This is a genomic window from Variovorax rhizosphaerae (assembly GCF_037889975.1).
GTDB classification, from domain to species: domain Bacteria; phylum Pseudomonadota; class Gammaproteobacteria; order Burkholderiales; family Burkholderiaceae_C; genus Variovorax; species Variovorax rhizosphaerae.
In genome coordinates, this window is sequence record NZ_JBBKZT010000003.1 from 431,880 (window position 1) to 445,738 (window position 13,859).

Below are 13,859 nucleotides of genomic sequence, written 5' to 3' on the forward strand. Positions count from 1 at the left end.
GCTCAGCAGTCAACCCATCGATAGCGATTCGAACCATGACCATGCAACAGGAATTCGTGACAAGCGCACAGTTCGGCGGAGCCCTGCTCGGAATGTTCGCGCCGGTGGGTGGAACAGCCGCAGCCCACGCAGGCCGGTTCGAACTGGATCACTCGCTGGACGCCGCCCTCACTGAGCGGCTTCGGGTCGCAGCCGACAATTCCGGCTGGCTGCCCGACGCACCCCAAGCCGCTGCATGGTTGTTGTTGCACAAGCTTTGGCTCGACGCGGCGCCCGCGGGACTTCACGGCACTTGCCGCGAATGGATCGCCAGGGTGGATGCCGCGCGGCAGGACGGCAGCCTGAGCGATGCGGCCTTTGCCTGGGCCGGCACCGCCGCCTCAGATGCCGCCGCCGAGGGCCAACTGCGGGTGGAGGGACACCAGCACGCACTGCGCCTGGTCGCGCCCGCGGGCCAGATCGACCCCGCCTCCGCTGCGCACTTGCTGGCCACACTGGCAGCAACGACGAGCGCCTTGCTGGCCGACCTGGATGCACCGCTGGGCCAGGTGCCCGCCGTGATGCCTGCCGACCGCCATCGCATGCTGCGCGAGTGGAACGCCCCAGTCTCTGACAGCGACCCCGCCCTGACGGTGCATGGCCTGTTCGCCAAGCAAGCGACCAGGGCCGCCGACCGCAGGGCCGTGATCGGCGCCAGCAAGTCGATGAGCTATGCCGAACTGGACCGCCGCGCCGACTGGATTGCCCGCCAGTTGCAATCGCAAGCCGTTCGCCCTGGCGATGCCGTCGGCGTGATGCTCGGGCGCTCGCCCGACGCTATCGCCGCATTGCTGGGCATCCTCAAGGCTGGCGCCGCGTATGTGCCGTTGCAACCCGATTTCCCGGCCGAGCGCCTCGCTTTCATGCTGGGCGATGCCGGCGTGAAGGTGCTGGTCAGCGAGCACACGCAAGCTGCAGCCGTACCGGCCGGGCTCGTGACGCTGTGGCTGGACGATGCGCAATCCGATGCGGCCACGCTCGCGCCGCTGCAGCCCGTCGCGGTCGATGGCGATGCCCGCGCCTATGTCATGTACACCTCGGGCTCGACCGGCGTGCCCAAGGGCATCGAGATCTGCCACCGCTCGATCCTGCGCCTGGTCGTCGACGCGAAGTATGTAGACCTGCGCGCCGACGAGCCGATGCTGCATGCCGCTCCGCTCGGCTTCGACGCCTCGACGCTGGAGATCTGGGGCCCCTTGCTCAATGGCGGCTGCTGCGTCGTGCACGACGAGGACATGCCTACTGGCGCCGGCCTCGCCCGCACCATCGGCAGCCACGGCGTCAAGACCGCCTGGCTCACGGCCGCGCTGTTCAATGCCGTGGTCGACGACAACCCCGCCCATCTTTCCGGCTTGCGCCAGTTGCTGGCCGGCGGCGAGGCCCTCTCGGTGGCTCATGTGCGCCGCGCCATGGCCGCCCTGCCCGACCTGACGCTGATCAATGGCTACGGCCCGACCGAGTGCACGACCTTTGCCGCGACGCACCGCATTCCGCGCGACCTGCCGGCCGATGCACGCTCCGTGCCGATCGGCAAGCCGATCACCGACACCACGCTGCACGTGCTGTCGCCCACGATGGGCCTGCTGCCGGCCGGCTTCGTCGGCGAACTCTGCATCGGCGGACGCGGCCTGGCGCGCGGCTACCTGCAACGCCCCGACCTGACGGCCGAGCGCTTCGTGCCCGACCCGTTCGGCGCACCCGGCGACCGGCTCTACCGCACCGGCGACCAGGCCCGCTGGCTGCCCGACGGCACCATCGAATTCCTCGGCCGCGCCGACGGCCAGGTCAAGATCCGCGGCCATCGCATCGAGACCGGCGAGATCGAGACTGCGCTCAACACCCATCCCGGCGTGCGCGCCAGTGCCGTGGTTCCGCGTCCGGACGCCAATGGCGAAACCCGGCTCGTGGCCTACCTGGTGGCACGCGATGCACCGGTGCCATGGAGCGAATTGCGCGCCCACATCGCCGCCCACCTGCCCGAAGTCATGGTGCCGGCCGCGCAGGTCTGGCTGGACCGCCTGCCCGTCACGACCAATGGCAAGTTGGACCGCCGCGCCCTGCCGGAGCCGACCCGCCAACGCCCCGAACTCGCGCAGCCCTTCGAGGCGCCGCGCAGCGATGCAGAGCGCCAGGTTTGCGCCGCGTTTGGCAGTGCGCTGGGCCTGGAACCGATCGGCCGCCGCGACAACTTCTTCGACCTCGGCGGCAACTCGCTGCTGGTACTCAAGGTGCTGGCGCAACTGCAGCGCAACAGCGCGCGGTCGCTGTCGGCCAACCTGTTCTTCACGAACCCGACGCCCATGGCCATCGCTGCGGAAATGGGTGATGCACCCGTGGTCACGCAACAAGCCGCAGCGCCCGCAACGCAGCGCGGAGCAGAAGAACCTATCGCCGTCATCGGCATGGCCTGCCGCGTCCCCGGCGCCGCCGATGTCGAGCAGTTCTGGAGCAACCTCGTCGAAGGCCGCGAAAGCATCAGCTTCTTCGACGACGCCACGCTCGATGCCGGCGTCAGCGCCGCGCTTCGCGCCGACCCGTCCTATGTGCGGGCACGCGGCGTGATCGACGACATCGAGATGTTCGACGCCGCCTTCTTCGGCATCAACCCGAAGGAAGCCGAGCTCACGGACCCGCAGCACCGCGTGTTCCTCGAACTCTGCTGGGAAGCCCTCGAACGCGCCGGCCATGCGCCGGACCAATGCACCGATCCGGTCGGCGTCTATGCCGGCATGTACAACGCGACCTACTTCCAGCGCCACGTCAGCACGCGGCCGGACCTCATCGAAGCGGTGGGCGACTTCCAGGTGATGCTGGCCAACGAAAAGGACTACATCACCACCCGCGTGGCGAACAAGCTCAACCTCACCGGCCCGGCGGTCGCAGTGCACACCGCCTGCTCGACCTCGCTGGTGGCTGTCGCCCAGGCCTTCCATGCGCTGCGCAACGGTCAATGCCGGATGGCGCTGGCGGGCGGCGCATCGGTCACCTGCCCGCCCCGCAGCGGCTACTTGTACAACGAGGGCTCGATGCTGTCGCCCGACGGCCATACACGCAGCTTCAGCGCGCAGGCCCGGGGCACCGTGTTCAGCGATGGCGCGGCGGTGGTGCTGCTCAAGCGCCTGTCGGACGCGATCGCCGATGGCGACACTGTCCATGCGGTGCTGCGCGGCGTGGCCGTCAACAACGACGGCGGCGCCAAGGCCAGCTTCACCGCCCCCAGCGTCAAGGGCCAGGCAGCGGTCGTCTCAGCGGCGCTGGCTTCAGCCGGCGTCGATGCACGCAGCATTTCCTACGTCGAGGCGCACGGCACGGCCACGCCGATGGGCGACCCGGTCGAGGTCGAAGGCCTGCGCCAGGCCTACGCCCGCCACACCAGCGACCTGGGCTTCAGCGCGATCGGCTCGCTCAAGAGCAACGTCGGCCACATGGTGACGGCGGCCGGCGCCGGCGGCCTGATCAAGACGGTGCTGGCGCTCGAGAACGAGACCTTGCCGGCCTCGCTGCACTACGACGCGCCGAACCCAGCGATCGACTTCAGCGCCACGCCCTTCAAGGTGCAGCATGAACGCGCCGCCTGGCCGCGCACTCAGCAACCGCGCCGTGCCGGCGTCAGCGCCTTCGGCGTGGGCGGCACCAATGCGCATGTGATCGTCGAGGAGGCTCCGCTGCAGGCGCCTTCCGATGCATCGTCGCTGCCGCAGTTGCTGCAGGTCTCCGCCCGCACGCCTGCCGCGTTGGCTGCCGCGATCCAGCGCCTGGCCGATCACCTCGACGCGCACCCCGATATGTCGCTGCCCGACGTGTCCCACACGCTGCGCGTCGGCCGCAAGGCTTTCGCGCAACGCGCCGTTGTGGTTGCCAGCGACGTCGCCCAAGCCGTGACCGCGCTGCGCAAAGCCGATTCCCCGATGCGCGCCAGCGCCACCGTCGCGGCCTCCGTGCCGCAACCCGTGTTGATGTTCCCCGGCCAGGGCGCACAGTACGCGCGCATGGGCCAGGGCCTGTACGAAGGCGATGCCGTGTTCCGCGCCGCCTTCGATGAATGCCTGCGCGCCTTCGACGGCGCGCTCGGTTTCGATATGCGCGAGCGCATGTTGTCAGCGGACCCGGCTGCGTTGTCACCGACGTCAGTGACCCAGCCAGCCACGTTCACGCTGGAATATGCACTTGCGCGCCAATTGCTCGCGCTCGGCCTGAAGCCGGCTGCGCTCATCGGCCACAGCGTCGGTGAGTTCGCAGCCGCCGTGTTGGCCGGCGTGATGTCACTGGAAGACGCGGCCCGGCTCGTCGCACGCCGCGGCGCGCTGATGCAGGCCCTGCCAGCCGGCGCGATGCTCAGCGTTCGCCTGCCTGCCGCCGACCTGGAAGCCCGCCTGCCGACCGCCATTTCGCTCGCCGCCGAGAACGGCCCGACCGCCTGCGTCGCCGCCGGCCCCTTCGAAGCCATCGAGACGCTGCGCGCCACGCTGGAAGCCGAAGGCGTCGCGGTGCGCCTGCTGCAGACCTCGCATGCCTTCCACTCGTCCATGATGGACGCAGCCGTGGCGCCCTTCGAGGCGCTGGTGCGCGAGGTGAAGCTCTCGGCCCCCACGCTGCCGATCTACTCGACGCTGACCGGCCACCTGCTGACCGACGCCGAAGCCACCGACCCGCGCTACTGGGCCCGCCACCTGCGCGAGGCCGTCCGCTTCTCGCCGGCCGTGCGCAGCGTGATGGCCGAGGTGCCACATGCCAGCTTCATCGAAGTCGGCCCGCGCAACACGCTCGCCACGCTGGTCCGCCAGCATGCGACCAAGTCCTTCCCCGCGCCCGCCATCGCGCTGCTGGGCGACCAGCCTGCGGACGAATGCGGCGCATGGCGGCTCGGCGCCGGCCGGCTCTGGGCCACCGGCGTCGAGATCGATCTCCTGAAACTCGACGAGCGCGCGCGCAAGCTGCGCCTTCGCCTCCCGACCTATCCCTTCGAGCGCAAGCGCTTCTGGGTCGACATCGCTGCAGCGGCACCCGTTCCGGCTGTCGCCCTCGCGCCGTCCGCCGCGCTTGCCATCGCCCCTGCCGCATTTGCCACACCTCCCCTTGCCGCCCCTCTTTCACAGCCCCTCCCGGAGCCGACCATGACTGCCGTTCTCCCCGCCTCCACAACCGCCCCCGCGCGCCGCGCCGCCCTGACTGCGCGCCTGCGCGAACTGTTCGAAGAGATTTCCGGCATCGAGATGGGCGGTGCCGACGGCGGCGCGCCCTTCGTCGAAATGGGCCTGGACTCCCTCACGCTGACCCAGGCTGCGACGCAGGTCAAGAAGCACTTCAAGGTCAACCTGAGCTTCCGCCAGTTGATGGAGAGCTATCGCAGCTTCGACGCGCTCGGTGAGTTCCTCGACGTGACCCTGCCGCCGGATGCGACGCCCGCAGCGGCACCTGCCGTCGCCGCTGCACCCGCGACGACGCAACCGGCCGCCGCCGCGCCGCAACTCCTGCCGCAGGCTGCCATGCCGATGCAGGCGATGCCGCTGCAAGCGCTGGCGATGCCGGCCGCAGGCGGCTCGTTGATGCAGCAGGTCATTGCCCAGCAGATACAACTCATGCAGCAGCAGCTGATGTTGCTCTCGGGCGTATCGCAGCAAGCCGCCCCCATGGTGGCGCCCACCGTCGCGGCCGCCGTGCCAGTTGCACCTGCAACGCCCATCGCCGCAGCGGTCGCGGCAACCGCTGCACCGACCGCCACCGCAAGCGACCCCGCCGACGCCGAAGCCCAAGGCCCGATCAAGTACGACGTCAAGAAGGCCTTTGGCGCCATTGCCCGCATCCACACGCAGAGCAAGGACCCGACCGAGCGCCAGCGCGCACGGCTGGCCGCCTTCATGCGCCGCTACACCGACCGCACCGCCAAGAGCAAGGCCTTCACCCAGGCCAACCGCTCGCACATGGCCGATCCGCGCGTGGTCAACGGCTTCCGTCCCGCCACCAAGGAGATCACCTACCAGGTCGTGGTCGAGCGCTCCAAGGGCTCGCGGATGTGGGACATCGACGGCAATGAATACGTCGACGTGCTGAACGGCTTCGGCATGAACATGTTCGGCTGGCAGCCCGACTTCGTGCAGGACGCGGTCAAGAAGCAACTCGACCTCGGCTACGAGATCGGCCCGCAGCACCCGCTCGCCGCCGAAGTCGCGCAACTGGTCTGCGAACTCACCGGCTTCGACCGCGCGGCGCTGTGCAACACCGGCTCCGAATCGGTGATGGCCGCGATCCGCATCGCGCGCACCGTCACCGGCCGCAGCACCATCGTGCTGTTCTCCGGCTCCTACCACGGCACCTTCGACGAAGTGCTGGTGCGCGCAGGCAAGAACGCCAAGGGCATGTCGGCCGCACCCGGCGTCATGCAAGGCATGTTCGGCGACGTGCGCGTGCTCGACTACGGCACGCCCGAATCGCTCGAATTCATCCGCGCCAACGCCGACGACCTGGCCTGCGTGGTCTGCGAGGCGGTGCAGAGCCGCCGCCCCGACTTCCAGCCGCGCGAGTTCCTGCGCGAGGTGCGCGCCATCACCGAGAAATCCGAAACCTGCCTGATCTTCGACGAGGTCATCACCGGCTTCCGCTCGCATCTCGGCGGCGCGCAGGCGATCTTCGGCATCCGCGCCGACCTGGCCTGCTACGGCAAGGTCATCGGCGGCGGCTTTCCGGTCGGCGTGGTGGCCGGCAAGCGCGAGTTCATGGACGCGCTCGACGGCGGCGGCTGGCAATACGGCGACGCCTCGGTGCCGACGGTGGGCGTGACCTACTTCGCCGGCACCTTCGTGCGGCATCCGCTGGCGCTCGCCGCTTGCAAGGCATCGCTGCTGCACTTGAAGGAAGCGGGCAACGCATTGCAGACGCAACTCAACCTGCACACCGCCGCGATGGCCGACGAGCTCACGGCCTTCTGCCGCGAAGTCGGCGCGCCGCTGGAAATCCGCTACTTCGCCTCGCTGTGGCGCGTGCACTGGCTGGAAGACCATCCGCTGCAGGACCTTCTGTTCGCGATGATGCGCAGCCGCGGCGTGCACATCCTCGACAACTTCCCCTGCTTCATGACGACCGCGCATTCGCAGCAGGACATCGCCACCATCAAGTCGGCGTTCAAGGAATCCATCGCCGAGATGCAGGAGGCCGAGTTCCTGCCCCGCCGCGCTGCCCCCGTTCAAAAGTTCGACGCCGCGCACCCGCCTGTTCCCAACGCTCGCCTGGGCCGTGACAAGGACGGCCAGCCTGCCTGGTTCATTCCCGATCCCGCCGCACAGGGCAAGTTCATCAAGATCCAACCATGAGTGAAACCAGCATGGCATTTGAAGCCGACGACGCAGTTGCATTCGACCCCTTTGCATCGGGCCAGATCGAACACATCGTTCCGAGCACCGAAGCCCAGCGCGAAGTCTGGCTCGGCGACCAACTGAGTGCGGAAGCCTCGCTCGCCTACAACGAGTCCATGGTGTTCCGGCTGCGCGGTGCACTGCAGGTGCAGGCACTGTCCCTGGCACTGGATCAACTCGTGCAGCGGCACCAGTCGCTGCGCGCCACTTTCTCGACCGACGGCACGCAACTCGTGATCGGCGAGGCCGCGCCGCTCGCCCTCGCGCAGCATGACCTGAGCACGAGCGACGCGTCGGTTCGGCAGCAGACCCTTGCCGCCGCACATGCCGCCGCCATGCACCAGCCCTTCCCGCTGACGCTAGGCCCGCTGCTGCGCGCGGCACTCTACAAGCTGGGCGCCACCGAACATGAACTCGTGCTGACCGCGCACCATGCGATCTGCGACGGCTGGTCCTGGGGCGTCATCGCCGAGGAACTGCCGCAGCTCTATGCCGAGCAGACCGGCGAAGGTCCGGCCCTCGACCCCGCCGTCGGCTACAGCGACTACGCGGCCTGGGAGGCCGTCGAAGCCGCCAGCCCGGCCATGCAAGAGCACGTGAACTACTGGCTCGGCCGCTTCGGCGGCGGCAACCTGCCGGTGCTGGAGTTGCCGCTCGATCGCCCGCGCCCCGCCGTCCGCACCTTCAGCTCGCGCCGCGTCGACCACCTGCTCGATCCGGCCTTGCTCGCCGACCTGCGCCGCGTGGGTTCCAGCACGGGCGTCAGCCTGTTCGCCACGCTGTTCAGCGGCTTCGGCGCGTTGCTGCATCGCCTGACCGGCCAGGACGACCTGGTGATCGGCATTGCCGCCGCCGGCCAGCTGGCCAGCGACATGCCCAAGCTCGTCGGCCACTGCGTCAACACGCTGCCGCTGCGCCTCGCGGTCGATCCGAAGATGCCCTTCGCCGACTTCGCCCGCGCCTCGTCGAGCGTGCTGATGGACGGCTTCGAGCACCAGACCCTGACCTACGGCTCGCTGCTCACCAAGCTGGCGGTGCGCCGCGACCCGAGCCGCCTGCCACTGGTGAGCGTGCTGTTCAACGTCGATGGCGATGCCACGCCGAGTGCCGGCTTCCCTGGCCTCGAGGTGGAGCAACGCAGCATTCCGCGCGCCTTCGAGAACTTCGAGCTGTTCGTCAACCTGAGCCCGGTCGCGGGCGGCATGCGCATCGAGGCGCAATACAACAGCGACCTGTTCGACGAAGCCACGATCGTCCATTGGCTCGCGATCTACGAGACCCTGCTGCGCTCGATTGCCCAGGACCCGAAGCAGGACCTGTCGCGCATCAACCTGGTGTCGACGGTCGAGACGCAGGCGCTGGTGGAGATGCAGCCGGAGCCCACCGCATTGCCGGCTCCTGCGCTGATGCACACCGGCTTCACCGGCATGGCGGCGCTGCAACCGGAGCGCCGCGCGATCCGCTTTGGCGCACGCACCATGAGCTATCGCGAACTGGACGAGCAATCCAACCAGCTCGCCCATGCCCTGCGCGCACGCGGCGTCGGCCGCGGCCAGCTGGTCGGCCTGTGCATCGAGCGCGGCTTCGACATGATGATCGGGCTGATCGGCATCCTGAAGGCCGGCGCCGCCTATGTGCCACTCGACCCGACCTTCCCCAAGGCCCGCCTCGACTACTACGCCGAGGACGCCCGCCTGAGCCTGCTGGTCACGTCCGCCCTGCTGTCCGGCGCGCCACGCAGCTGGTGCGCCGATGCAGCCCAGCGCGTGTTCGAGATCGACGCCGACAGCGAATGGAAGTCCGGCAGCGCCGCAGCCCTGGCGCCGAGCGCACTCGATGCGCAGGAAGAAGACCCGGCCTACGTCATCTACACCTCCGGCTCGACCGGCAAGCCCAAGGGCGTGGTCGTGCCGCACCGCGCCGTGGCCAACCTGATCCAGAGCATGCAGCGCGCACCCGGCATCGGCCCGCGCGACCGCCTGGCGGCAGTGACCACGCTGTCCTTCGACATCGCCGTGGCCGAGCTCATGCTGCCGCTGACCGCCGGCGCCGAGGTCATCATGGTGCCGCGCGAAGTGTCGATGGACGGCAACCAGTTGCGCGCGCTGCTCGAGACCGAGCACGTCTCCGTCCTGCAAGCCACGCCCGGCATGTGGCGCCTGCTGCTCGATGCGCAATGGACCGGCGGCCCGCAGATCTGCGGCTGGGTCGGTGGCGAGAGCGTGCCGGCCGACCTGGCCCTGGCGCTGCTCGACAACTGCGCCGAAGTCTGGAACGTCTACGGTCCGACTGAAACCACCGTCTGGTCCACCGTCTGGAAGATGGACCGTGACCAGATCAGGAAGAGCGGCGTGTCGATCGGCCAGCCCATCGACAACACCGGCATCTGGATCCTGGACAGCGCGCTGCAGGCCTGTCCGGTCGGCGTGCCCGGCGAGATCTGCATCAGCGGCACCGGCGTGACGCTGGGCTACTTCGATCGCCCCGAACTCACCGCCGAGAAGTTCGTCACCACGCTCATCGACGGCCAGGAGACGCTGATCTACCGCACCGGCGACAAGGGCCGCTGGCGCAACGACGGCCTGCTGGAGCACATGGGCCGCTTCGACTTCCAGGTGAAGGTGCGCGGCTACCGCATCGAATTGGGCGAGATCGAATCGCGCGCCAACGAAGCCCCCGGCGTGGCACGCAGCGTCGTCATCACCCGCGAGGACCGCCCCGGCGACGTGCGCCTCGTCGCCTATCTCGCGCTGACCCCCGGCGCCACTTTCGACGCCGCCGCCTTCGACCGTCACCTTCGTGCCCACCTGCCGCAGTACATGCTGCCGCAGCACGTGGTCACGCTGGACGCGCTGCCGCAGTTGCCCAACGGCAAGATCGACCGCAAGTCGCTGCCTGCGCCGCAGACCGCGGCCGTCGATTCCTCCGAGCGTGTGATGCCGCGCAACGAGCGCGAACAGACCGTGCTGAAGGCCATGGAAACGGTGCTGAACCTGCCCGGCCTCGGCATCCGCGACGACTTCTTCGCGCTCGGCGGCCACTCGCTGCTGGCCGCGCGCCTCACCACGCAACTCGGGCGGACCTTCGGCATCACGGTGCCGCTGCGCACGCTGTTCGAGGCACCGACCACCGAGCAACTGGCCATCGTCATCGCCGAGATGCTCGATGCCGGCGCGACCGTGACGTCGATCCCGCACCAGCCCGGCCGCACCAGCGCGCCGCTCACGCCGATGCAGGAGCGCATCCGCTTCCTGGAAGAGCTGCATCCGGGTCGCTCGGTCTACAACCAGCCCTCGGCGCACCGCTTCACCGGACCGCTCGATGCCGTCAAGTTCGCCGCCGCCCTCAAGGAAATCATTCGCCGCCAACCCGCGATGCGCACCAGCATCGGCGTGGATCCCGCGACGCGTGAAGCGGTGCAGCGCATTCAGCCTGCGATCGCTTTCGACCTGCCGATCATCGACCTCCAGTCGATCCCGGTCGACCAGCGCGAAGCCGAACTCGGCGAGCGCATGCAGACCTTGGCCGACCAGCCCATCGACATCCGCCGTGCGCCGCTGTTCCATGCCGCGCTGTTCCGGCTGGCGCCGGATGACCATGCCTTCGTCTTTGTTCCGCATCATCTGGTCTGGGACGGCTGGTCCTTCGACCTGCTGCAAAGCGAACTCGCCGTCATCTACAGCGCGATGGTAAAGGGCGAGCCGCACGGCCTGCCCGAGCTCACGGTGGCTGCCGGCGACTTCGCCGCCTGGTACAGCAACTGGCTCAAGCAACCCGAATTCGAAGAGCAACTGCGCTACTGGAAGGCCCGCTTCGCCAATGCGCCGACACCGCACGCGCTGAAGACCGACATGCCGCGCAAGTCCGGCATGAGCGGCCAGGGCGGCACGCAGTGGCTCAGCATCGACAGGACGCTGGCCGACCGCCTGCGCCAGGTCGCGCTCGAACACGGCGTGACGCTCAACATGCTGACGCTCGCCCTCTACCTCGCGATGCTTGGCCGTGTGACCGAAGGCGACGCCGTCACGATCGCGATGCCGGTGCGCGGCCGCGAACAGCCCGAGCTGGAAAACGTGATGGGCTTCTTCAACAACGTGCTGCCGCTCGCCTTCGAGGTCGAGCAGGGCCTGCACCTCGGCGACTTCCTGCAGTACGTCAAGCGCGAGCTGCTGGGCGTCATGGGCCACCAGCAGGTGCCCTTCGAGCGTCTCGTGGCCGAGCCGGAATTCGCGGCGCGCGTCAAGGGTGGTGGCTTGTACCAGTCGCTGTTCTCGTTCCAGGACACCCGCGAGCGTCCGCGCGACCTGGGTGGCCTGCAAGACAAGCAGATGCACCTGCTGCAACGCGGCGCCACCGATGACCTCGGCGTCTGGCTGATGGAAAAGGCGCAGGGGCTGGAAGGCGCCGTGGTCTACAACGCCGACATCTACCGTCGCGACACCGCGGCCGCATTCCGGGACCGCTACATCGAGGTGCTGCGGGCAGCCGCCGCTCAGCCCCACGGCCTGCTCGAAGTCATCACCGCACCCGGCGATTCGGCCGCGGCTGCGCTGCTGCAACGCATGGGCAAGGGCACGGCGGAAGCCAGGCCCACGGCAACCCCGGCAACGGCGTCCCCCGGCAACGTGCAGCCGCTGCTGTTGCCGGAGCAGGCGCAATTGGCGCAGCTCTGGGCCAGCACGCTCGGCATCGACGTGAACGACATCCGCAGCACCGACAACTTCTTCGACCTCGGCGGTGAATCGATGCAGGCGATGCGCATCGTCCAGCAGGCCGAGCAGGTGCTCGGCTTCCGGGTCGAGCCGCGCCGGTACGTGTTCGAGAACCTCGGCCAGCTCGCCTCGGCCGAGTTGGGCACGCCGATCGAGGCAGCGGCTGCGCCATTTGGCACAGAACGCGCGCCTGTGAAGCGCGGTTTGCTCGGCCGCGTGCTCGGCTGGGGCCGCAAGAACTAGGATTGGGCATGTCCATCACGGCACTCCCCTCGGCACTGGCTTGCGCGCTCTGGCGCGTCGACCTCGACACCCCGCCCGCGCCCGACGCGCTGCGCGGTTTGTCGCAGGCCGAAGCCGACCGGGCGCGCCGCTTCGTCTTTCCGCGCGACCGCAGCCGCTACCAGGCCGCCCACGTCGCGCTGCGCCAGACCTTGGCCGGTCCGGCGCGCCGCCATGCGGCCCAGTTGCGCTTCACCGCCGGCCGCTTCGGCAAGCCGAGGCTGGAGACCGCAACCGGCGTGCATTTCAACCTGAGCCACAGCCAGGGCGTCGGCCTGATCGCCTTGAGCGACCACGCCGAGATCGGCGTCGACATCGAACTCGTGCGCCCCATGCCCGATGCCGATGCGCTCGCCGCCAACTACTTCGACGAGGCCGAGCAGGCCGCCCTCGCGGCCATCGAGCCCGGGCCGGCGCACGACCTCGCCTTCTTCCGCTGCTGGACGCGCAAGGAGGCCTGCCTCAAGGCCGTCGGCGTCGGCCTCGGGCTCGACACCCGTTCCTTCCACGTCGGCATCCGGCCGGTGCCGATGCACGTGGCAATGCCGCTGGACGGTGGCCCGATGCACCTGGCGCTGGTCTCCACCGACGGCGGCGACGGCGCGGTGGCGGCGCTGGCCACGGTGCTGAACGTCAAGGCCGGTGCCCATGAAGAATGCGAGGCATGCGCATGACTCCACTCATGTTCGGCCCTTCGTCGCGCCAGTTGTTCGGCCTGTTTCACCCTGCTCAACGCGTGGGCGGAACGGCGGTGCTGATCTGCCCGCCCTTCGGCCAGGAGGCCATTCGCGCCCATCGCCTGGTGCGGGTGCTGGCGGACCGCCTGGCGCGCTCCGGCGTCTCGGTGCTGCGCTTCGACTACTACGGCAGCGGCGATTCGCCCGGCGACGAATCCGAGGCCGAACTCGAAGGCTGGCGCCGCGATGTCTGCGTGGCCCACGAGGAACTTGTGCGACTCACCGACGCGCCCAACGTGGTCTGGCTCGGTGCCCGGCTCGGCGCGGCGGTGGCGGTCATGGCCGCGCGAAGCGGGCGCTGCGACCCCGCGCGACTGCTGCTGTGGGATCCGATCGTCGATGGCAAGGCCTACCTGACGGAGTTGCGGGAGCGGCATGTGGACGCGCTGGAGCGCTCCTTCGTCGTGCCCAAGTCCGAGTGGCGCCGGCAGTTGGCCCAGCCGCCCGAAACCTTCACCGGCGAGTTGCTCGGCTTCGAGGTCTCGCCCCTGCTGCACGGCCAGCTTGGTGCGCTCGATGCCGCATCGCTGCGACTGACCGCGCTGTACCAGACGACGATTCTTGCGAGCGAAGACGACGTCGCGACCCGCCACTGGGCCGAGGGGGAGCTTGCACGGCACATGCCGCTGCGCCTGCTGCCCTTCAAGCACCCAATGGAATGGATCTCCGATCCGCATCCCCACAATGCCATGGTGCCTGCCGAAGCGGTGCAGCGCCTGCTGGCGGAAGTAGGAAAGTGA

The 13,859-nt window shown here is 69.0% G+C and carries 4 protein-coding genes; all 4 read left to right on the forward strand.

The features are described from left to right. Window positions 1-35 precede the first annotated feature (35 nt). From WKW82_RS08645 to WKW82_RS08660, 4 genes are read left to right on the forward strand one after another with little or no spacing between them, the layout of a single operon-like run. Complete coding sequence (locus WKW82_RS08645) at window positions 36-7,346, forward strand: amino acid adenylation domain-containing protein (RefSeq protein ID WP_340341858.1); 7,311 nt, start codon at window positions 36-38, stop codon at window positions 7,344-7,346. Next, entirely contained in the window at window positions 7,343-12,343 is a 5,001-nt protein-coding gene (locus tag WKW82_RS08650) for an amino acid adenylation domain-containing protein (protein WP_340341859.1), read from the forward strand. The genes WKW82_RS08645 and WKW82_RS08650 overlap by 4 nt, the downstream gene beginning before the upstream one ends. Window positions 12,344-12,351: 8 nt before the next feature. Further along, on the forward strand, window positions 12,352-13,056 hold the full coding sequence (locus tag WKW82_RS08655; protein WP_340341860.1) for a 4'-phosphopantetheinyl transferase family protein: 705 nt from the start codon (window positions 12,352-12,354) through the stop codon (window positions 13,054-13,056). Further along, entirely contained in the window at window positions 13,047-13,859 is an 813-nt protein-coding gene (locus WKW82_RS08660) for a serine aminopeptidase domain-containing protein (RefSeq protein ID WP_340341861.1), read from the forward strand. The genes WKW82_RS08655 and WKW82_RS08660 overlap by 10 nt, the downstream gene beginning before the upstream one ends.

Excerpts from the sequence above, each read along its gene's own strand:
- WKW82_RS08650 (WP_340341859.1), top strand. The coding sequence starts at position 7,343 with ATGAGTGAAACCAGCATGGCATTTGAAGCCGACGACGCAGTTGCATTC.
- WKW82_RS08655 (WP_340341860.1), top strand. The coding sequence starts at position 12,352 with ATGTCCATCACGGCACTCCCCTCGGCACTGGCTTGCGCGCTCTGGCGC.
- WKW82_RS08660 (WP_340341861.1), top strand. The coding sequence starts at position 13,047 with ATGCGCATGACTCCACTCATGTTCGGCCCTTCGTCGCGCCAGTTGTTC.
- WKW82_RS08645 (WP_340341858.1), top strand. The coding sequence starts at position 36 with ATGACCATGCAACAGGAATTCGTGACAAGCGCACAGTTCGGCGGAGCC.